Source organism: Rhodococcus sp. MTM3W5.2, assembly GCF_001984015.1.
Taxonomy (GTDB): Bacteria; Actinomycetota; Actinomycetes; order Mycobacteriales; family Mycobacteriaceae; genus Rhodococcus_G; species Rhodococcus_G oryzae.
Map to the genome: position 1 here is coordinate 1,627,104 of NZ_CP019572.1, position 20,806 is coordinate 1,647,909.

The 20,806-nt window shown below is 69.4% G+C and carries 16 protein-coding genes, 4 pseudogenes and 1 riboswitch; of the genes and pseudogenes, 13 read left to right on the top strand and 7 right to left on the bottom strand.

Annotation, left to right across the window (positions count from 1 at the left end; all coding sequences use genetic code 11):
• Positions 1–57: 57 nt before the first annotated feature.
• Together BTZ20_RS07465 and BTZ20_RS07470 are read left to right on the top strand one after the other, a co-directional pair.
• On the top strand, positions 58–468 hold the full coding sequence (locus BTZ20_RS07465) for a pyridoxamine 5'-phosphate oxidase family protein (RefSeq protein WP_077043557.1): 411 nt from the start codon (positions 58–60) through the stop codon (positions 466–468).
• An 84-nt stretch (positions 469–552) separates the two neighbouring features.
• Positions 553–1,161 carry a pentapeptide repeat-containing protein gene (locus tag BTZ20_RS07470; protein WP_077040917.1) on the top strand — a complete coding sequence of 203 codons (609 nt, stop codon included), beginning with the start codon at positions 553–555 and terminating at the stop codon, positions 1,159–1,161.
• Positions 1,162–1,176: 15 nt separating this feature from the next.
• Here the strand turns inward: BTZ20_RS07470 and BTZ20_RS07475 are convergent, their stop codons facing one another.
• Positions 1,177–1,698 (bottom strand): GNAT family N-acetyltransferase, encoded by a 522-nt coding sequence (locus tag BTZ20_RS07475; RefSeq protein WP_189636612.1) that lies wholly within the window; start codon positions 1,696–1,698, stop codon positions 1,177–1,179.
• A 31-nt stretch (positions 1,699–1,729) separates the two neighbouring features.
• On the opposite strand from BTZ20_RS07475, the pseudogene BTZ20_RS07480 reads away from it, so the two are divergent.
• Positions 1,730–2,589, top strand: a pseudogene (locus BTZ20_RS07480) (bifunctional methylenetetrahydrofolate dehydrogenase/methenyltetrahydrofolate cyclohydrolase).
• A gap of 8 nt (positions 2,590–2,597) precedes the next feature.
• Positions 2,598–2,909 (top strand): DUF3017 domain-containing protein, encoded by a 312-nt coding sequence (locus tag BTZ20_RS07485; RefSeq protein ID WP_077040918.1) that lies wholly within the window; start codon positions 2,598–2,600, stop codon positions 2,907–2,909.
• A gap of 79 nt (positions 2,910–2,988) precedes the next feature.
• Here BTZ20_RS07485 and BTZ20_RS07490 read toward each other — a convergent pair whose 3' ends face one another.
• The 3 genes and pseudogenes from BTZ20_RS07490 to BTZ20_RS07500 all read right to left on the bottom strand — a co-directional run bounded on the left by BTZ20_RS07490 (position 2,989) and on the right by BTZ20_RS07500 (position 6,946).
• A complete protein-coding gene (locus tag BTZ20_RS07490) occupies positions 2,989–4,149 on the bottom strand; it encodes a homoserine O-acetyltransferase MetX (RefSeq protein WP_077043559.1) in 1,161 nt (386 codons plus the stop codon).
• Positions 4,150–4,456: 307 nt separating this feature from the next.
• Positions 4,457–5,548: a homoserine O-acetyltransferase MetX gene (locus tag BTZ20_RS07495; protein WP_077040919.1), complete on the bottom strand. Its 1,092-nt coding sequence runs from the start codon at positions 5,546–5,548 to the stop codon at positions 4,457–4,459.
• A gap of 88 nt (positions 5,549–5,636) precedes the next feature.
• A pseudogene (locus tag BTZ20_RS07500) lies at positions 5,637–6,946 on the bottom strand (bifunctional o-acetylhomoserine/o-acetylserine sulfhydrylase).
• Between the two features lie 136 nt (positions 6,947–7,082).
• A riboswitch (SAM riboswitch) is annotated at positions 7,083–7,200 on the bottom strand.
• Between the two features lie 181 nt (positions 7,201–7,381).
• Between BTZ20_RS07500 and BTZ20_RS07505 the strand changes: the two are divergent.
• The 5 genes and pseudogenes from BTZ20_RS07505 (at position 7,382) to BTZ20_RS26670 (ending at position 11,485) form a co-directional block, all read left to right on the top strand.
• Positions 7,382–8,773 carry an amino acid permease gene (locus BTZ20_RS07505; RefSeq protein ID WP_077040920.1) on the top strand — a complete coding sequence of 464 codons (1,392 nt, stop codon included), beginning with the start codon at positions 7,382–7,384 and terminating at the stop codon, positions 8,771–8,773.
• A 77-nt stretch (positions 8,774–8,850) separates the two neighbouring features.
• A pseudogene (locus BTZ20_RS29725) lies at positions 8,851–9,660 on the top strand (aromatic amino acid lyase); the annotation flags it as partial.
• A gap of 28 nt (positions 9,661–9,688) precedes the next feature.
• Positions 9,689–10,395, top strand: a pseudogene (locus BTZ20_RS29730) (aromatic amino acid lyase).
• 104 nt (positions 10,396–10,499) lie between these two features.
• Complete coding sequence (locus tag BTZ20_RS07515; protein WP_189636613.1) at positions 10,500–11,309, top strand: DUF4231 domain-containing protein; 810 nt, start codon at positions 10,500–10,502, stop codon at positions 11,307–11,309.
• Positions 11,306–11,485, top strand: a complete 180-nt coding sequence (locus BTZ20_RS26670; protein ID WP_145982243.1) for a hypothetical protein — start codon at positions 11,306–11,308, stop codon at positions 11,483–11,485. Before BTZ20_RS07515 ends, BTZ20_RS26670 begins: the two co-directional genes overlap by 4 nt.
• Here BTZ20_RS26670 and hutG read toward each other — a convergent pair.
• Genes hutG through hutU form a run of 3 tightly spaced genes read right to left on the bottom strand, consistent with a single transcriptional unit; the run spans position 11,482 to position 15,297 of the window.
• Complete coding sequence (gene hutG / locus BTZ20_RS07520; protein ID WP_077040922.1) at positions 11,482–12,444, bottom strand: formimidoylglutamase; 963 nt, start codon at positions 12,442–12,444, stop codon at positions 11,482–11,484. The genes BTZ20_RS26670 and hutG overlap by 4 nt on opposite strands.
• Positions 12,441–13,616, bottom strand: a complete 1,176-nt coding sequence (gene hutI / locus BTZ20_RS07525; protein WP_077043560.1) for an imidazolonepropionase — start codon at positions 13,614–13,616, stop codon at positions 12,441–12,443. Before hutI ends, hutG begins: the two co-directional genes overlap by 4 nt.
• A 10-nt stretch (positions 13,617–13,626) precedes the next feature.
• Positions 13,627–15,297 carry a urocanate hydratase gene (hutU, locus tag BTZ20_RS07530; protein WP_077040923.1) on the bottom strand — a complete coding sequence of 557 codons (1,671 nt, stop codon included), beginning with the start codon at positions 15,295–15,297 and terminating at the stop codon, positions 13,627–13,629.
• Positions 15,298–15,618: 321 nt separating this feature from the next.
• Between hutU and BTZ20_RS07535 the strand changes: the two genes are divergently transcribed.
• The 4 genes from BTZ20_RS07535 (at position 15,619) to BTZ20_RS07550 (ending at position 20,745) form a co-directional block, all read left to right on the top strand.
• A complete protein-coding gene (locus BTZ20_RS07535; protein ID WP_077040924.1) occupies positions 15,619–16,836 on the top strand; it encodes an NADP-dependent isocitrate dehydrogenase in 1,218 nt (405 codons plus the stop codon).
• Positions 16,837–16,982: 146 nt separating this feature from the next.
• Entirely contained in the window at positions 16,983–17,633 is a 651-nt protein-coding gene (locus BTZ20_RS07540) for a hypothetical protein (RefSeq protein ID WP_145982244.1), read from the top strand.
• Positions 17,588–20,035 (top strand): non-ribosomal peptide synthetase, encoded by a 2,448-nt coding sequence (locus BTZ20_RS07545; RefSeq protein WP_077040926.1) that lies wholly within the window; start codon positions 17,588–17,590, stop codon positions 20,033–20,035. Before BTZ20_RS07540 ends, BTZ20_RS07545 begins: the two co-directional genes overlap by 46 nt.
• Complete coding sequence (locus tag BTZ20_RS07550; protein ID WP_077040927.1) at positions 20,032–20,745, top strand: formyltransferase family protein; 714 nt, start codon at positions 20,032–20,034, stop codon at positions 20,743–20,745. Before BTZ20_RS07545 ends, BTZ20_RS07550 begins: the two co-directional genes overlap by 4 nt.
• Positions 20,746–20,806: the final 61 nt, after the last annotated feature.

Consider the following 20,806-nt stretch of genomic DNA (forward strand, 5'->3'; position numbering starts at 1 on the left):
GTGCCCTGGGCCGCCGAGAGGTCGTATCGTCGAGACAGACCCCGATTGGAGGCCGACATGGACATGCCGCCCGAGGCTCGTCGCCACATCGCAGAGGATCACATCGCCTGGTTGACCACCGTCACCGACAGCGGAGCTCCGGCACCGAACCCGGTCTGGTTCGTTCCGGACGGCGACGATCTGGTGGTGTTCAGCGCCCCGGGATCGCGGAAGGTGCACAACATCGCCGAGCGACCGACGGTCACCCTGAATTTCAACTCCGATCCGCACGGTTCCGACATCGTCGTCATCAACGGCACCGCGTCGGCGACGCCGAACAAGAAGTCGAGCGGCCTGCGTGCCTATCTCGACAAGTACGAGGCGAGCATCACCGGCGAGCTGGGGACGACGGTCGAGGAGATCGACCGGGTCTACAGCACCGAACTGCGGATCACGCCGACCCGCGTGCGTTTGACGCCTCCCGCCTGATCGGCGCCGAGTAGCAGACCGGGTACGGCAGGCGCTCGGCCACCGGCCCGCCGACCCGTCGGTGGGTGGGGGCAGGATGGCCACATGTCACCGGAACACCCCGAGGAATTCGTCGGCGAGGACTTCTCGGATGCGCGTTTGCCGCGTCAGAATTGGCAGGATCGGCACTACACCGGCTGCAACTTCCGGGACGCGGACCTGAGCGAGCTGCGCACGGAACGTGTCGTGTTCACCGACTGCGACTTCACCGGCGCGGACCTGTCCGGTTCGCATCACACCGTGACGGCATTCCGGTCCTGCACCTTCACTCGGACGCGGCTGTGGCACAGCGTGTTCCGGAGTTCCAGCCTGCTCGGCTCCAGCTTCCAGGACTGTCGCATCCGGCCGATCGAGTTCGACGAGGTGGACTTCACGCTCGCCTCGCTCGGCAAGGCCGACCTGCGCGGGGTCAACCTCACCGACTGCCGGCTGCGCGAGGCCAACCTCGTCGACGCAGACCTGCGGCAGGCCGTGCTGCAGTCCGTTGACCTGTTCGGTGCCCGCACCAGCGGCCTGCGGCTAGAGGGTGCGGACCTGCGTGGTGCGCACGTCGACGCCGCGCTGTGGACCAGTGCGAAGCTGGACCAGGCGAAGATCGAGATGACGCAGGCGATCGCGATGGCCGCCGCGCACGGATTGATCGTCGAGCCGTGACGGGCCGGGCCTGCCTCAGCGCACGAACTCGCGCGCCAGCAGGTCCATCAGCAGCCCGTCGTCCCAGGTGCCTTCCTTGTTCTTCTCGTACTCGCGCATCACCCCGACGTCCTTGAAGCCCACCTTGCGGTAGCAGGCGATCGCGGGGGTGTTGGCGAGCTTCGGGTCGATGACCAGCCGGTGGAACCCGTGGTCATCGATCAGATGAGCGCAGATGACCCGCACCACCTCGGTGCCGAGGCCCCGGCCCTGCGTCCCCGACGAGAGGAACAGGTCCAGCCCGGCGTGCCGGTAGTCGGGGTCCGGTTCGCAGTACCACTGGGCGAACCCGATGACCTGGTCATCCTCCAGCACCGTGTACTTGACGGTGTCCTGCTCCTCGACCTCGGGCCAGTCGTCGTCGGGAATCTGCCACCATCTGCGGACGTCGGGCTGGCGGTGGATCTCGCGCAGCCGGTCGCGGTGTTCGGGGCGGATCGCGGTCAGCACCACCCTCGGGCCGACGAGATCGGGTGCCTGATCGGGAGTCGTTGCCATGCCATCCAGTCATACCTGAAACAATGGCGGCGTGACTGCGACGATCCTGGATGGCAAGGCAACCCGCGACGAGATCTTCATCGATCTCAAAGCCCGAGTGGATGCGCTCAAGGCCAAGGGCATCACGCCCGGGCTGGGCACCGTCCTGGTCGGCGACGACCCCGGATCCGCCGCCTACGTGCGCGGCAAGCACAACGACTGCGCCAAGGTGGGGATCACCTCGATCCGGCGTGACCTGCCCGCCGACATCACCCAGGCCCAGCTCGAGGCCACCATCGACGAGCTCAACGCCAACCCCGAGTGCACCGGGTACATCGTGCAGCTGCCGCTGCCCAAGCACCTGGACGAGAACGCCGCGCTCGAGCGGATCGACCCGGGCAAGGACGCCGACGGGCTGCACCCGGTGAACCTGGGCCGACTGGTGCTGGGCAAGGAGGCGCCACTGCCCTGCACCCCCGCGGCATCGTGCACCTGCTCCGTCGCTACGAGGTGCCGATCAACGGTGCGCACGTGGTGGTCGTCGGCCGTGGCATCACCGTTGGCCGGCCGATCGGTCTGCTGCTGACCCGTCGCAGCGAGAACGCCACGGTCACCCTCTGCCACACCGGAACCAAGGACCTCGCGGCCGAGGTCGAGCGCGCCGACATCATCGTCGCGGCGGCCGGGGTTCCTGGGCTGATCACGGCGGACATGGTCAAGCCGGGCGCCGCGGTGCTCGACGTGGGTGTCAGCCGCACCGCCGATGGTCTGCGCGGCGACGTCGACGACAGCGTCAGGGAGGTCGCGGGGTTCATCTCACCGAACCCGGGCGGCGTCGGGCCGCTGACGCGAGCCTTCCTGCTGACCAACGTCGTGGAGCGCGCGGAGCGGCTCGCAGCGGGCTCCGAGTAGAACCCGCGATGACCGCTCAGACGTCCGCACCGACGGCGAACCGTTGGGTGCGTTTCGCCCGTAAGAACCTGCCGCTTCTGGCGGTGTTCGCTGTGGTGCTCGTCGCGGTGGTCTTCGTGCTCGCCGACCGGTGGCGGCGCGGTGCCTTCGTCTTCGGGCTGGCCACGCTGCTGGCCGCCGGATTCCGGCTGTGCCTGCCCACCGAACGGGTTGGGCTGCTCGCGGTCCGGGGTCAGCGCTTCGACGTGGGGGCTCTGACCGCGGTCGGTGCCGCGATCGTGTGGCTGGCGGTCTCGATCGATCCGTTGGGCACCGACTGAGGGGTGCCCTGATCGCGGCGCCCGTGGTTGCGGGTGCGCGCGAACGCGGTGCTGCCGCCGTCACGGCGGCAGCACCGCATCACGCCACTGCGGTGCTGACCCTGCTGGCCCTGGCCAGCGTCAAGGTCTCGTCGACCAGCGAGGTGACCCAGTCGACCTCGGTGAGGAAGCCGTCGTGCCCGGCGTCGGACCGCGCCACCCGCAGGCCGGCACAGCCCGGCAGCAGCTCCGCCATGGCCTGGAGTTGGCGCAGCGGCATGATCCGGTCCGAGTCGATGGCGCCGACGACCACGGGGACCTGGCACGAGCCGAGCGCGGCCGCGATCCCGCCGCGACCGCGACCGACGTCGTATCGGCTGACGGCCTCGCTCAGTGCCACGTAGGAGCCGGCGTCGAAGGTCGTCACCAGCCTGTCCGCGCAGTACTCGAGGTAGCTCTGCACCGCGAACCGGCCGCCGCGCCAGATGTCCTCGCCGTGCTGGGTCGCGTTCTCGAACTGCAGGTCGAGGGCGGCCTCGCCGCGGTACGACAGGTGCGCGAACCGGCGGGCGATGCTCAGTCCGGAGTCCGGGCTCCTGCCGGTGCCGTGGTAGTCGCCGCCCTGCCAGTTCGGATCCGTGGTGATGGCGTCGATCTGGGTGGTCTGGCCGCCGATCTGGTCCGCGGTCGCGCGCGGGCCGATCGCAAGGGCCAGGGCCGAGCCGATGCGGTCGGGGTGGCCGATCGTCCATTCGAGGACGCGCATGCCGCCCATCGACCCGCCGACGACGGAGGCGAATTGCCTGATGCCGAGCGCGTCGGCCACGGCGACCTCCGCCGCGACCTGGTCGCGGACGGAGATCAGGGGGAAGCGTGATCCCCACGGCTTCCCGTCGGGTGCGAGCGAGCTCGGCCCGGTGGTGCCGCGGCAGCCGCCGAGCACGTTGGTCGCGAGCACGCACCATTCGTTGGTGTCGATGGGGGCATCGGCGCCGACCATGCCGTTCCACCAGCCCGGCGACGGGTGCTCGTCGTCGGCGGGGCCTGTGACGTGCGAGTCGCCGGTCAGCGCGTGCTCGACGAGCACGATGTTGTCGAGCTCCGGGCTGGGGGTGCCCCAACACTGCAGGGCGACGGTGACGTCCGGTAGGACGCCACCGCCCTCGAGCTGGAGCGTGCCGATGCGGATCTCGGTCAGACGCCCGTCAGTCGGCGGAAACGCGACGACGCTGCGGGTGACCGGCTCAGCGGTGACCGCCATCAGGGTGGCGTCGGTCGCGAGCTGCTCGACGGGGGTGCTGAGGTTGATCGTTGGTGTTGACACGGCGGGAATGTTATCGATCAAGCGTCCAGGATGAGGGCAATCCGAAAACTTTTCGCTGCTCTGATCCGGGTTGCCCGGCCGCGGCCCCGATGCTGTCGATTTTGGCCAGATCCCGCGGTCTCGCGGAGTAGCTTGGTGACCCATTCGGCCTCGATGCCGTCACGGCCGTGACCGACGTCGTGACGGTACGTCGCCGCGGTGAGGTGGCCGACAGTCCATCCGTCTCGGCCCTGTGAGATTCGACCTACCGGGCGGAGCTACGGCCCGCCCGGGCCAGCGCCATGGTCTCGCCGAGCAGCTTGGTGACCCATTCGGCCTCGGTGAGGAAGCCGTCGTGGCCGTATCGGGAGTTCACCACGCGCAGCCCGTCGCACCCGGGCAGATGCTCGGCGAGTTCCTCCTGCTGGCGCAGTGGGTAGAGCCGGTCGGAGTCGACGCCGCCGACGATCACCGGGACGGGTGTGGAGGCCAGGGCGGCCTCGATGCCGCCGCGGCCACGACCGACGTCGTGACGGTTCATCGCCTCGGTGAGCAGCACGTAGGTGCCGGGGTCGAAGCGGGTGACCAGCTTTTCGGCCTGGTGCTCGAGGTAGCTCTCCACCGCGTACCGGCCGCCCTGCCAGGTGTCCTCGCCTGGTTGCGGGGCGTTGCCGAACCGGGTGTCGAGTTCGTCCTCGGTGCGGTAGGTCAGGTGCGCGATCCGTCGGGCGATCCCGAGTCCGGCGCGTGGCACCCGTCCCGTGCCGTGATAGTCGCCGCCCTGCCAGTCGGGGTCGGCGGTGATCGCGGCGATCTGGGTGGTCTGGGTGCCGATCTGGTCTGCGGTCGCCCGTGCCCCGACCGCGAGGATCAGGGCGGACCGGACGCGGTCGGGGTGGCCGACAGTCCATTCGAGGGTCCGCATGCCGCCCATCGAGCCGCCGACCACCGCAGCGAACCGGTCGATGCCCAGCGCGTCTGCCAGCGCGAGTTCCGCCTCGACCTGGTCGCGGATCGAGATCTCCGGAAAGCGTGATCCCCAGGCCCGGCCGTCCGGGTCGAGCGAGGCGGGCCCGGTCGTGCCACGGCAGCCGCCGAGGACGTTGGTGGCCAGTACGCACCATTCGTTGGTGTCGATGGGCGCGCCGGGGCCGATCATCCCGTTCCACCAGCCCGGCGACGGGTGCTCGTCGTCGACGGGACCGGAGACGTGCGAGTCGCCGGTCAGCGCGTGCTCGACGAGCACGATGTTGTCGAGGTCGGCGTTCGGCTCACCCCAGGCCTGCACGGCGAGGGTGACATCGGGCAGGACGACGCCGCTCTCCAGTCGGAGAGCGCCGATACCGATGCCCGTCAACCGCCCGTTCGGCGGCGGGAACCCCGCGAGGGCCGGTAGGGCCCCCGCGGAGGCCGCGCCGAACGGGCGTCTGACTCGGAGCGCACTGTCAAGATGCCGCCGCCGCGAGACCGGCCTCGAGATCGGCGATGATGTCGTCGATGCCCTCGATGCCGACGGCGAGCCGCACCAGGCCGGGGGTCACGCCCGACGCCAGCTGCTCCTCGGCGGTCAGCTGCGAGTGCGTCGTGGAGGCGGGGTGGATGACGAGCGAACGCACGTCGCCGATGTTGGCGACGTGGCTGTGCAGGGTGAGGGCGTTGACGAAGTTCTTGCCCGCGTCGACCCCGCCGGCCAGCTCGAACGCCACGATCGCGCCCGCGCCCTTCGGTGCGAGCTTCTGGCCGCGCTCGTACCAGGGCGAGGAGGGCAGGCCGGCGTAGGCGACCGAGGTGACCTCGGGCCGGGCCTGCAGGAACTCGGCGACCCGCTGGGCGTTCTCGACGTGTCGCTCGATGCGCAGGCTCAGCGTCTCCAGGCCCTGGCTGATGAGGAAGGCATTGAAGGGCGAGACCGCTGCGCCCACGTCGCGCAGGAGCTGCACGCGGGCCTTGAGCGCGAATGCGGGCGCGCCGAGGTCGGCGAACACCGCGCCGTGGTAGCTGGGATCGGGCGTGGTGAAGTTCGTGTGCCTGCCCTGGGTCCAGTCGAAGTTGCCGCCGTCGACGATGACGCCCGCGATCGCCGTGCCGTGCCCGCCGAGGTACTTGGTCGCCGAGTGCACCACGATGTCCGCGCCGTGCTCGAGCGGCCGGATCAGGTACGGGGTGGCGACCGTGTTGTCCACGATCAGCGGGATGCCGTTCTCGTGCGCGACCGCCGAGACGCCGGGGATGTCGAAGACGTCGTTCTTCGGGTTGGAGATGGTCTCGCCGAAGAAGGCCTTGGTGTTCGGCTGGATGGCCGCACGCCACTGCTCGAGGTTGTCGGGGTCCTCCACGAAGCTGACCGTGATGCCGAGCTTGGGCAGCGTGTAGTGGAAGAGGTTGTAGGTGCCGCCGTACAGGCGCGGGCTGGAGACGATGTGGTCGCCTGCCTCGGCCAGGTTGAGGATGGCGAAGGTCTCGGCGGCCTGACCCGAGGCCAGCAGGAGCGCCGCGACACCCCCTCGAGCGCGGCGATCCGCTGCTCGACCGCGTCCTGGGTGGGGTTCATGATCCGGGTGTAGATGTTGCCCGGCTCGGCGAGTCCGAACAGCGCCGCCGCGTGGTCGGTGTTGTTGAACGTGTACGAGGTGGTCTGGTAGATCGGCAGAGCCCGGGCGTTGGTGGTCGCGTCGGACGTCTGGCCCGCGTGGATCTGCTTGGTCTCGAAGCTCCAGGCCGCGGTCGGGTCGGTGACGGGGGTGTTCTCGCTCATGTGTTGTCTACTCCAAGAAATTGGGGGAGATCGGCGCAGCTCAGGCGCCAGGGGGCAAGAGTGGGTCCTATCTGCGACAACAACACATGGTGAACCTCCGGTGGGTCGTGGCCCGGTTTGTGGGTCCGTCCCGACGGACCCGCGCTTGTCATCCGAACTGTTTCTCGGACAACCCGGTCATCACCCGGGGCACCCCACCGCGGATGGAGGGTTGCCGACCAGCTAGCCGGGGCTTGATGCTGGTACTCATGACCGCCCCGATATTAGCGGCTCGGATCGAAGGGTTGATAGCTAGGGCGGCGTTTCGGTGTGACCGAGGCCCCTGCGGGACCCGGCGACGGCGGGTGACCTGCATTACAGGGCTAGGCTCCTGGTCGCAATCATCAAGTTCTTGGCATCGCCCGAGTATTCGAGTACCTCGCAGGGAGACCGATAGTGAAAGCCGCCGCCACGGCGCTGACCCGAGGTCTCACCGCCCGGCACATCCGGTTCATCGCACTCGGCTCCGCGATCGGGACGGGACTCTTCTACGGCTCCGCCGCGGCGATCCAACAGGCCGGTCCGTCGGTGTTGCTGGCCTACCTCATCGGTGGCCTGGCGGTGTACATCGTGCTTCGCGCCCTCGGCGAGATGGCCGTGAGTAACCCGGTGTCGGGCTCCTTCGGCGAGTACGCGAGCAAGCACCTCGGGCCGCTCGCCGGGTTCATGACCGGCTGGACCTACACCTTCGAGATGATCGTCGTCTGCCTCGCGGACGTGACAGCATTCGGCGTCTACATGGGGTTCTGGTTCCCCGACGTGCCGCGGTGGATCTGGGTACTGGCGATCGTCTTCTTCATCGGCGCGATCAACCTGCTCAGCGTCAAGGTGTTCGGCGAGCTCGAGTTCTGGTTCACGTTGATCAAGGTCGCGGCGATCGTGGCGATGATCGCCGCGGGTGTCGCGATCCTGATCTTCGGTTTCGGGATCCACGACACCAGCACGGGGATCAGCCAGCTGTGGTCCGAGGGCGGGTTCTTCGCGACCGGCTTCGGCGGCTTCGTCGGTTGCTTCGCGATCGTCGTCTTCGCCTTCGGCGGGACCGAGATCATCGGTGTCACGGCGGGCGAGGCGCAGGATCCCGAGCGGACCATCCCCCGCGCGGTCAACACGGTGCCGATCCGGATCATGCTGTTCTACGTGCTGACCCTCGCCGTCATCATGGCGATCAACCCGTGGCAGAGCATCGGCACCGACGGCAGCCCCTTCGTTCAGATCTTCGAGGGCCTCGGCATCGGGCCCGCCGCGACCGTGCTGAACATCGTGGTGATCACGGCGGCGCTGTCCGCGATCAACAGCGACATCTTCGGCGCGGGCCGGATGATGTTCGGCATGGCCGAACGCGGGCAGGCGCCCGCGATCATGCGGCGGGTCTCGCGCAACGGCGTGCCGTGGATGACGGTGGTCATCATGACCGTGGCCCTGCTGGTCGGGGTGCTGCTGAACTACGCGATCCCGGAGTCCGTCTTCCTCGTGATCGCCTCCATCGCCACCTTCGCCACGATCTTCGTCTGGCTGATGATCCTGCTGTCGCAGTACCGGTCGCGGCGCCGGATGAGCGCGGAGGAGACGGCGGAGCTGAAGTTCCCTGTGCCGTTCTGGCCGTACGGGCAGATGTTGGCGATCGCCTTCCTGGTCTTCGTGATCGTCGTCCTCGCCTTCTCCGCGGACACCAGGGTGGCGCTGGTGGTCGGGGCCGTGTGGCTGATCCTGCTCACCCTCGCCTACGTCCGCTTCGTCCGTCCGCAGCCGGAATCGGAGCCGGAACTCGTGCATCAGCCGTCCTGACGGCGATTCCCCCGCGCCGCGCCCGATTCGGCGGGAGGATGTGAGCAGCAGCTCGCTTCCCGACGGAGGAGCCCGCGGTGGACAGTCACGGACCGGTCTTGGTCGGCGTCGGCCCCCTGACGCCGGGACAGGTGCTGCGTGTGGCCCGTTCCGGCGCTGCGGTGGGACTGTCGGATCAGGCCGTTTCGGCCATGGCGTCGACCAGGGCGCACATCGAGGCGCTCGCGCGGGACTTCGGTCCGGTGTACGGAGTGTCCACCGGTTTCGGCGCGCTGGCCACCCGGCACATCCCGCCGGAGCTGCGGGCCCAGCTACAACGCAGCCTGATCCGTTCGCACGCCGCGGGGAGCGGACCGGAGGTCGAACGCGAGGTGGTGCGCGCGATGATGCTGCTGCGCCTGGCCACGCTGGCGACCGGTCGCACCGGCGCACGACCCGCGGTGGCGCACACCTATGCCGCGTTGCTGTCGGCCGGGATCACGCCCGTGGTCCCCGAATTCGGCAGCCTCGGCTGCTCGGGCGACCTCGCGCCGCTCGCGCACACGGCGCTCGCGGTGACAGGGGAGGGCCTGGTCCGAGACGCCGCGGGGGAGCAGTTGCCTGCCGCCGACGCGCTGGCCGCGGCGGGGATCTACCCGCTGGTCCTCGAGGAGAAGGAGGGCCTCGCGCTCATCAACGGCACCGACGGGATGCTCGGCATGCTGGTGCTCGCCTGCGACGACCTGCGCCGGTTGTTGCCGCTGGCCGACATCACGGCGGCGATGAGCGTCGAGGGGCTGATGGGCACGGACCGCGTGTTCGCCGCCGATCTCCAGGCGTTGCGCCCGCATCCCGGGCAGGCCGCGGCGGCGGCGAACATGGTCCGGCTGCTGGCGGGCTCGGAGATCGTCGCCAGTCACGCCACCCCGACTGCCCTTGGTCCAGGACGCCTACTCGCTGCGGTGCGCGCCACAGGTCGCGGGCGCTGCCCGGGACACCCTCGCGCACGCCGAACGGGTCGCGGCGTGCGAGCTCGCGAGTGCCATCGACAACCCGGTGGTGACCCTCGACGGCCGGGTCGAGTCGAACGGCAACTTTCACGGCGCACCGGTGGCATACGTGCTGGACTTCCTCGCCATCGTCGTCGCGGATGTGGCGGGCATGAGCGAACGCCGAACCGATCGGTTCCTCGACACCGCGCGCAGCCACGGCCTGCCCCCGTTCCTGGCCGCCGACCCGGGGTGGACAGCGGGCACATGATCGCGCAGTACACCCAGGCCGCGATCGTCTCGGAGCTCAAGCGGCTGGCGTCGCCTGCGAGCGTGGACTCGATACCCTCCTCGGCCATGCAAGAGGATCACGTGTCGATGGGATGGTCGGCCGCGCGCAAGCTCCGCCGGTCGATCGACGGTCTGACGAGGGTGCTCGCGATCGAGGCGCTCACCGCGGCGCGGGGGCTCGACCTGCGGGCACCGCTGCGTCCGTCGCCTGCGACTGCCGCGGTGCGGGACGCGATCCGGGCCCGCGTCGGCGGACCCGGCCCGGATCGGTTCCTCGCCCCCGAGATCGGGGCCGCCGTCGAGCTGGCGGCCTCGGGTGCGCTGCTGCGCAGCGCCGAGATGGTGGTCGGGGACCTGGCCTGAGTCGACCGGGATCGGGTAGCCGACTACTCGTGACCCGCGCGGCGCCGGGGCACAGGATGGGTACGCGGGCGAACCCGACTGTCGTTGTGAACGAGGTGGTCGTCATGGCTGTTTCCCGCGCCGTGCCGAGCGAGCGCGCGGCGAGCGATGAGGAAGCGTTGGTCGCCTCGATCTGGGCGACGCGCGTTCGCTGGTCCCTCCTAGCCGACCGTCTCAAGAGGCGTATCGACATCGCACGCGCGGCCGTGCTCTACCTAGGCGCCGCGGGCGCGATCGCGGCGACGGCGACCGCGACCCTACTGAGGACGGCGGACGTGGCCAGGGTCCCGGTGGCGGCCTTCGGCGCGGTGTGCCTTGCCATCGCGACCGTCGTGACGACCCTCCTGCTCACGCCCGACGCGGTCCGTCGCTGGACCAGGGCCCGGGCCGCCTCGGAGGGCATCAAGCAACTGGTACTGAGGTTTCGGGCCGGTGCGGCTCCCTTCCGCGGCGCGGAGGCGCCTGCGCGACTGGCAGCGGAGGTCGCGGAGATCGAGGAGGCCGTCGACGACCTGTTGGCCCACGTCGCCGAGATCGACGAAGACGATGCGGATGTCCGCGACGCCGTGGTTCCTGGATCCATGACACCGGGGGACTACGTCCGGGATCGGGTGCAGAGTCAGATCACCGACTACTACCGACCCCGGGCTCGCGAGTACGCGGGGCGGGCTCGGCGCCTGCGACGGGCGGCGCTCGGGTTGAGCGTGGCGACCGCGAGCGTCGCCGCCGTTGTCACGGTTCTCGCCGGCGATGCGGGCATCTCGGCTGGCGGCCAACAGTCATCCGGCCTCGCACCGTGGGTGGCCGTGCTGACGACTCTCGGGGAGCGATTGCGGCCCACCGGGCCGGCAGCAGATACGACTACCTTGCGATGAGCTACTCCGCCTGTGCGGGTCGGCTGGGCAGGCGGGTGAACGAGTGGCGGACAAGCGGATCACCCACCGAGCCCGCCGCGTGGAAGGCCTTTGTCGATGACTGTGAGGGCGCGATCTCGGCGGAGAACGCGAGCTGGATGGCCAAGTGGTCCGAGCGAAGACCCGCAGTCGACTAGGCCTCGGCGGGCGGCGCCCGCCAGGTGACGACGCGATGGATCAGCCTCGCCGCGGTTCGTGCGGTCCGGTTGTCGAAGTCGAGCTTCGGATTGAGCTCCGCGACGTCGAGCAGTGCGAGCTTGCCGCTGCGCGCGACGATGTCGCACACCCGCTGGACCACCTCGAGCGGCACCCCGAACGCCGCGGGGGCGCTGACGCCGGGTGCGACGGACGCGGGCAGGACATCCAGGTCGATGGTCAGGTGCACCAGGTCGGCCGTCCGGAGGAACTCGTCGACGAACGACTCCACGGCGGGCAGGTTCGCCGTGCCGCAGTCGTCGTCGAGGAGGTACCGCACGCCGAGTGACACGGCGCGCGTGAACAGCGCCGCGGTGTTGCTCGGCTGCGCGATGCCGAGCACCGCGTAGTTCAGCAGCCGACCGCGCTCCGCCTCGGCGTCGGCCATCTGCCGGAACGGTGTCCCGGAGGTCGGAGCGGGGTCGTCGCGGAGATCGAAGTGCGCGTCCAGGTTCAGCACCCCGAGACGCGCGCCGGACGTGCCGGCCGCAGAGGCCGACAGCCCGAGATAGCTTCCGTAGGCAACCTCGTGCCCGCCGCCAAGCACCGTGACGAAATGGCCGGCGTCGAGTAGTCCGGCCACCACGTCGCCGAGCCGCCGCTGGCCGTCCTCGAGGTAACCGACGGCGACCGCCACATCGCCCGCGTCGAACACCCGGATCGGCGTGGCGAGTGCCATCGAGGTCAGCGCGTGACGCAGGGCTGTCGGACCCCTCGCTGCCCCCGGCCGTCCCTTGTTTCGCCGCACCCCCTCGTCGCTGCGGAAGCCGACCAGAACGGTTGCCCCTGGCGCGATGTCGGCCTTGAAAGGGGACATCGCCGAATGCCAGCGCAGGTGCTCGGGGCCGGGGCCGTCGTCGCGTCCCGACCAGGCGCCGGGAATGAGATCCACCCTCGTCATCGTCGGTACCCGTCCTTCCACACCTCGTGGACCAGCGGCACACCCGGCCGGTAGGCCAGGTGCAGGTGTGTGGGCGCGTCCAGCGCGATCAGGTCGGCCCTGGCCCCGACACGAATGTGTCCGATGTCGTTGCGCCGCAGGGCCGCCGCGCCGCCCGCCGTCGCGGCCCACACCGCCTCGTCCGGACTCATGCGCATCTCGCGTACCGCCAGGGCGATGCACAGCGGAATGCTGGTCGTGTAACTCGTGCCAGGGTTGCAGTCCGCGGCCAGGGCGACGGTGACACCGGCATCGAGCAGGGCCCGGGCATCGGGATACCGGTTGCGGGTGGAGAAGTCGGCGCACGGCAGCAGCGTCGCGACCGTCTCGCCCGATGTCAGCGCGTCGACGTCCTCGCCGGTCACGAAATTCACGTGATCGACGGAGGCCGCGCGCAGCTCGACGGCGAGCCGGACCCCGGGGCCGGGGCCGAGCTGGTTGCCGTGCACCCGCGCCGTGAGGCCGGCGGCGATGCCCGCCTCGAGCACAGCCCGCGACTGGTGCTCGTCGAATGCCCCTGTCTCGCAGAACACGTCGATCCACCTGGCGTTCGGCGCGCACGCCGGGACCATCTCCGCACACACCATCCGCACGTATGCATCGGTGTCGCCTTCGAACTCGGGCGGGGTCAGGTGCGCGGCCAGCAGCGTCGTCTCGGGCGTGACCTCCGCGGCCACCTCGAGGCTCCGCAACTCGTCGACGACCGACTGCCCGTACCCCGACTTGCATTCGATCGTCGTGGTGCCCGAGCGGACGGATTCGGCCACCAGTCGCGCTGCGTTCACGCTCAGCTCGGCGTCCGTCGCGCCGCGGGTCGCCGCGACGGTGGTGCGGATGCCGCGCGCGGCGTAAGCGGTGCCCGCCATCCGGGCGGCGAACTCTTCGGCCCGTTCGCCGCCGAAGACGAGATGCGCGTGGCTGTCGACGAATCCGGGCAACGCCGCCCGGCCGTCGAGGTCCACGGTGGCGTCCGCGCTGCCCTGGGGGATGCGGGCGCGCGCGCCCACCCACTGGATGACGCCGTCACCCAGAACCACGGCGGCGTCACGGATGAGCCCGAGCCTGCCCTCGCCGGCCTCCGGGTCGTTGGTGACCAGGGTGCCGATGTTGTCGACGACCACCCAGGGGCTGATGCTCACGGCGCTAGCCCTCCCACATCGGGACGCGCAGGCCGCGGGCCGCAGCCACCCCGGCCGCGGCGGGGTAGCCGGCGTCGACGTGCCGTATGACGCCGGTGGCCGGGTCGTTGGTGAGCACCCGCTCGAGCTTGCGTGCGGCCAGTTCGGTGCCGTCGGCGATGCACACCTGGCCGGCGTGGATGGACCGTCCCATGCCGACGCCGCCGCCCTGGTGGATGGACACCCACGAGGCCCCGGAGGCCGTGTTGACCAGCGCGTTGAGTAGCGGCCAGTCGGCGATGGCGTCCGATCCGTCGGCCATCGACTCGGTCTCCCGGTACGGGGACGCCACCGAGCCGGCGTCGAGGTGGTCGCGGCCGATGGCCAGCGGCGCGGACACCTCGCCGGACGCGACCATCTCGTTGAATCTCAGGCCGGCCCGGTGGCGTTCGCCGTATCCGAGCCAGCAGATGCGCGCGGGCAGGCCCTCGAAATGGACCTTCTCGCCCGCGAGTGTGATCCACCGACGCAGGTGTTCGTCGTCCGGGAACAGGTCGACGACGGCCCTGTCGGTGGCCGCGATGTCGGCGGGGTCGCCGGACAGCGCGACCCAGCGGAACGGGCCACGACCCTCCTCGAACAGGGGGCGGATGTACGCGGGCACGAAGCCGGGGAAATCGAATGCCCTGTCGTAGCCGCCGCGCCGGGCCTCGTCGCGGATCGAGTTGCCGTAGTCGAAGACCTCGGCGCCTGCGTCCTTGAACCCGACCATGGCCGCGACGTGCGCGGCCATCGACTCGCGGGCCTCGGTCGTGAACCAGTCGGGGTCCTTCGCGGCCATCCGGTGCCAGTCCTCGACGGCGATGCCGACCGGCAGATAGCTCAGCGGGTCATGGGCGGAGGTCTGATCGGTGACGATGTTGATCGGCGCGTTCATCGCGAGCAGTCGCGGCACCACCTCGGCCGCGTTGCCGAGCAGTCCGATCGACAGCGGGCGACCCTCGTGGCGGGCGAGGACGGCCATCTCCAGCGCCGATTCGACGCTCTCGGTTTTCGCGTCGAGGTAGTGATGCGCGATGCGGCGATTGATCCGGTCCGGGTCGCACTCGACGCAGATCGCGACACCGCCGTTCATGGTCACCGCCAGCGGCTGCGCCCCGCCCATGCCGCCCAGCCCGGCGGTCAGGGTGATCGTGCCCGCAAGCGAGCCCCCGAACCGCTTGCGGGCGACCGCGCCGAACGTCTCGTAGGTGCCCTGCAGGATGCCCTGGCTGCCGATGTAGATCCAGGAGCCTGCGGTCATCTGGCCGTACATGATCAGGCCGAGCGCCTCGAGCCGGCGGAACTCCTCCCAGTTCGCCCAGTCGCCGACCAGGTTGGAGTTGGCGATCAGGACCCTCGGCGCGCATTCGTGGGTGCGCAGCACCCCGACCGGCTTGCCCGACTGCACCAGCAGCGTCTCGTCGTCGGCCAGCGTCCGCAGCGTCCGCACGATCGCGTCGAAGCACGCCCAGTTGCGGGCGGCGCGGCCGGTGCCGCCGTAGACGACCAGGTCGTCGGGGCGCTCGGCGACCTCCGGATCCAGGTTGTTCATCAGCATCCGGAGGGCGCCCTCCTGCTGCCACCCCCGGCAGGTCAGGGTGTTGCCGCGCGGGGCGCGGACCGGTCGTGGACCGGCGTCGGCACGTTCGGTCATCTCGATCTCCCCTCGATGACGTCCGCCCACTCATCACACTCCGTCGGAACCTGGTTGGCCAGAGTTCGGTGGAATCGGCGCCGAGGTCACGGCCCGAATCCGCGCTTGAGCTGCGCAAAGCTACCGATCGGTAGGTTCGCCGGGGCCGGGCCAGCGGTTGCGCCCGAGTCGCTTAGCAGTACGCTCGTCTTGTTTGGTGCGGATCGACCCGGTTCGCACGGGTTGTATAGATTACTGATTGAGTCGTTCGTGGTCTCGCTCACAAAGCGGGGCCCGAGCCGTGTGACCAGGGGAAACTTCCTAGGAGGACGCGAATACCACATGTCCAAGATCAAGGTTGAAGGCACTGTCGTCGAACTCGACGGCGATGAGATGACCCGCATTATCTGGCAGTTCATCAAGGACAAACTGATCCATCCGTACCTGGATGTGAATCTCGAGTACTACGACCTCGGTATCGAGTACCGCGACAAGACCGATGACCAGGTCACGATCGATGCCGCGAACGCGATCAAGAAGCACGGCGTCGGCGTCAAGTGCGCCACCATCACGCCGGACGAGGCCCGCGTCGAGGAGTTCGGCCTCAAGAAGATGTGGCGTTCCCCCAACGGGACCATCCGCAACATCCTCGGCGGCACGATCTTCCGCGCGCCGATCATCATCTCGAACGTTCCGCGACTGGTTCCGGGCTGGACCAAGCCGATCATCATCGGCCGTCACGCGTTCGGTGACCAGTACCGCGCCACCGACTTCAAGGTGCCCGGCCCCGGCAAGGTGATGATCACCTACACGCCCGAGGACGGCAGCGAGCCGATCGAGCACGAGCTGGTGAACTTCCCCGAGGGCGGCGGCGTCGTCCAGGGGCAGTACAACTTCACCAGGTCCATCGAGGACTTCGCGCGGGCCTCGCTCAACTACGGCCTGCAGCAGAACTACCCGGTGTACCTCTCCACGAAGAACACCATCCTCAAGGCGTACGACGGCGCGTTCAAGGACATCTTCCAGAGCGTCTACGAGACCGAGTTCAAGTCCGAGTTCGACGCGGCGGGCCTGACCTACGAGCACCGCCTCATCGATGACATGGTCGCTTCCGCACTCAAGTGGGAGGGCGGCTACGTCTGGGCATGCAAGAACTACGACGGTGACGTCCAGTCGGACACCGTCGCCCAGGGCTTCGGCTCGCTCGGCCTGATGACGTCGGTGCTGCTGACGCCGGACGGAAAGACCTGTGAGGCGGAGGCCGCGCACGGCACCGTCACCCGGCACTTCCGCCAGCACCAGCAGGGCAAGCCCACCTCGACCAACCCCATCGCGTCCATCTTCGCGTGGACCCGGGGTCTCGAGCACCGCGGCAAGCTGGACAACACCCCCGAGGTGATCGCGTTCGCGCAGCAGCTCGAGGACGTCGTCATCAAGACCGTCGAGGGCGGTCAGATGACCAAGGACCTCGCGTCCCTCGTCGGCGGCGACCAGGGCTACCTCACCACCGAGGAGTTCCTCGGTGCGCTGGACGAGAACATGCAGAAGGCCAGCCGATAGCGGCGGCCACATAAAGCCGGAAAGTGGGACCAGCCCCAGGTCGGGGCGGGTCCCACTTTTTGTTTGTCGGGGACCGACTCGATCAACCCCATGCAGAGTCACCGTCGAACCGTTACTATTCCGGCACCCCCTGGCTAGGAGCGACGTTGTCTTCCGTTGTGCCCCTTTTCGAACGATCGATCTCACCCACCGAGCGTCTGTATCTGGCGATGCAGACGCTGGCCCCGCCCTTCGCCATCCAGTTGGTGATCCAGGGGACGGGCTCGGTCGACGAGCGGGACCTCGCGGTCGCGGTCGCAGGTGCGTCCGAAGCCTGCCCCGGTGCCCGGCTCGTGCGGCGCGGCGAGCGATGGGTGGACAGCGGCATCGCGCCCCCGGTGGTGGTGGCCACGGAACACTCGTTGGTGGACACCCCGCTCGACGACCATCCGATGCTGAGTCGTCCGCTCGACCCGGAGCGCGGACCCACCTGTGAGGTCCTGCTGCTCGGAGGCACTCGGAATACGCTGGTGTTCAGGGCATTTCATGGCGTGATGGACGGAAAGGGTCTGCATCTGTGGGCGGCCGAGGTGTTCCGCCTGCTGCGAGGCGAACGGACGGTCGGCGCGCGGGACGCGATCGCCGACCACAGCCTCGTCGAGTCGCTCGGGATCGACGGCAAGCCGACCGCGCTGATCCCCACCGCGCGTTCGCCGTTCGGGCGGGCCCGCCCGGCCCCGGCGAGTCGGACTTCCTCTGGCGCAGGCGCACCGTGGAGGGAACCTCGCCCGCGGTGGTCGCCCGGATCGCCGAGCTGATCACGGCTGCGGTCGGGGGAAAGACCCGGATCATGGTCCCCGTCGATCTGCGTCGGCACGACAAGGACCTGCGGTCGACGGCCAACCTGGCGCTGCCGCTGTTCCTCGACGCGACGCCGGGGGACAGCTGGTCGCGTATCCATGCCCAACTGCTGCGCGGAATGGTGGAGTCCCGCGAGCTCGGTGAGATGAACAACGGTGGGCTGCAGCAGATGCCGGTGTGGATGGCGCGGTCCATCCTGCGCGCCGGCATGTCCATCGGCACCCGTACCGGGGGAAACCTGGTGTCGGCGATCGTCTCCCATACGGGGACAGTCGATCTCGACGAGTTGAGCTTCCCCGGATTCGCCGCCACCGAGGTGTGGGGCCTGCCGGTCCACACTGGCATGGTGCCGCTCTCGATCGCGGTGATGGAGGCCCGCGACCGCACCGAACTCGTGGTCTCCTGCCGCAACGGTGCGGGGATCGCGTCTCGACTCGAGCGACTGCTGGACGATATCGCCACCGCACTCGGAGCGCAGGGGCAGCCGCGGACGATCGGGGCGCAGGCCACCCGGCCGGGGCGAACGGTGACGAGCATCTTCGACGGCCTGGTCAGGAGCGCGCCGGACGCGCCTGCCGCGATCGGCCCGGACGGTCAGCTCAGCTATGCGGAGCTCGACGCTCGTGCCGACGTGGTGGCCGCGGAACTGCACGGCCGGGGTGTGCGGCACGGCGACGTCGTCGCGGTGCTGGCGCGGCGGACGCTCGACGCCGTGGTGGGACATCTGGGAATTCTCAAGGCAGGCGCCGCTTTTCTCGCACTCGACCCCAAGCACCCGGACGAGCGGATTCTCGGAATCCTCGCGGATTCCGGTGTGCGCCACTGCGTGACCGAGCGGGCATCGAAGGGGCGAGCGGCGTTCGGCGAGACCGATGTCCTGGTGGTCGACGACCTGCCGCATTCCGGTGCCGACAAGCTGCCGGACCTCGCCACTGCCGACGACCTGGTCTACGTCACCTACACCTCGGGTTCGACCGGACGGCCCAAGGGCGTCCAGATCGAACACCGGGGCATCGTGAACCTGATGCGCTCGGCGACCGACTGGTACCGGCTCGGGCCCGAGACCCGCTACGCGCACTATCACACGCAGGCGGCGGACATGGCGTGCGCGGCGCTGCTGCTCCCGCTGCTCAGCGGCGGTGCGGTGGTGTTGGTGCCGGACGACATCAATCACCTGGTCTTGTCGGAGATGCTCGAGGGTTCGACGGTGAACACGATGATGGTGACGCCGAGCCTGCTGGAGGTGATGGTCCGGCTGGAGCTGCGGCCGGTGGGGATGCGGGCGGTGAGCATCGGAGGCGAAGCGCTGCACGGGCCGCTGGCGGCGCGTGCGCGCGAACTGTTCGGCCCGGACTGCCGGCTGCTCAACAGCTACGGGCCCGCGGAGATGTCGATCGTGTGTACCGCCCTTGTACTGGACGATGAGCCGTCGGCCGCGCCCCAGCCGGTGCCGATCGGCGGGCCTGCCGCAGACACCACGGTTCATCTGCTCGACCCGGATCGCCTGCCGGTGCCCGACGGAGAGATCGGTGAGCTGTACTTCGGCGGCCCCCAGGTCGCGCGCGGATACCTGAACCGGCCGGACGTCACCGCCGAACGCTTCATCACCCTGTCGACGGGCGAACGGTGCTACCGGACCGGTGACCTCGCCCGCCGACTTCCCGGAAACGCGCTCGAGTTCGCCGGTCGCGTCGACAGTCAGGTGAAGATCAGGGGCAATCGCGTGGAGCCCGGCGAGGTGCAGGCCGCCATCGAGCAGCATCCCCTGGTCGGCAGGGCCGCGGTGGCGGCGGTCCGTCGCGCGGAGCGCGGCGACAACGTCCTGGCCGCATACGTGGTTGGCGGTACCGAGACGGGAGCGACTGACGGGCAGGAGCGGAGCCCGCGGAGCGACCAGATGGCACAGCAGCTCCGGGACTTCCTTGCGCAGAAGGTGCCCGCGTACATGATCCCGGCGGAGATCCACATCGTCGACGAGATTCCGCTGACCGCCAACGGGAAGCTCGACAGTGCGGGACTGAGCGTCACCGACGCGGTGGTCCGGGAGCAGGCGACCGATACCGCGGAGGGCCCCGGATCGGCCGATTCCGACCGGCGGATCGAGGACGAGATCGCCGCGATCTGGGCGAAGGTCCTCGTTGTCGACGTGAGCACCCTGCGCGCGGATTCGGATTTCTTCGCCCTCGGCGGGGATTCGCTGGCGTCGGTGGAGATGCTCTCGCAGGTCTCGCGCACGGTGGTCGGACGCGCAGGCGAAGCGGCGTTCGTCGCCGAGCTCGAGGACTTGGTGCACCAGCTCACCCTCGGCAGGGTGTGCGCCGCCGCAGTCCATGCGAAGCTGGCGGGGGAGCTCGGGTGATTCTGGTGGGAAGCGGCGCATTGCTCTGGCGCGCTGCGCGATTCGCGTCCGCATCGGGTGTCACGGTTGACCTGGTGTGCACCGGGCCCGGCGATGCCGCGCCTGCTGGGCTCGAGGGACTCGCGCACCTGGAGACCACGGATGTCGATGCCGAGGCCGCGATGCTCGCCGAGGCCTGCACCGACTCGGTGGTGTGGTCGATCAACAACCCGATGATCTTCGGACCCGCGCTGGTGAACTCCGACCTGCGGATCTACAACATCCACAACGGCCCCTTGCCGGAGTTCCGTGGACTGCCCGCCGCCGCGATCGTGCACGCGATTCTCCAGGGCCGAGACGAGTATGCGGCGACGCTGCACCGGGTCGATGCGGGCATCGACACAGGAGCCGTGGTCGACGTCGAGCGGTTCGCGATCGCACCCGACGATCGCTTCCAGGATGTCATGATGAACGGACTGCGCGCCTGCCACGAGTTGTTCGAGCGGAGCCTGCACGCGGTGATGACCGAACCGGAACCGTCCGCGCCCGTAGCCGTCGTCCCCGGCGGCTACTACGGTGCGGCGAGCATTCGCGAGCTGCCGGGGCATCGCGGCAACGCGAACTTCGAGCGGGCAACCGCGCTCGGTGTCTTCGCTCCTCGCTACCCGGCGATCGCGGCCGCGGCGGCAGGCAGCGTCGTGTCGGATCTCGAGGCCGCCGCACTGATGTGACGCTCCACCAAGAGAACGCCGAACCACCAGCCAGATCTACCGACTCCCAAGAGGATCCAAG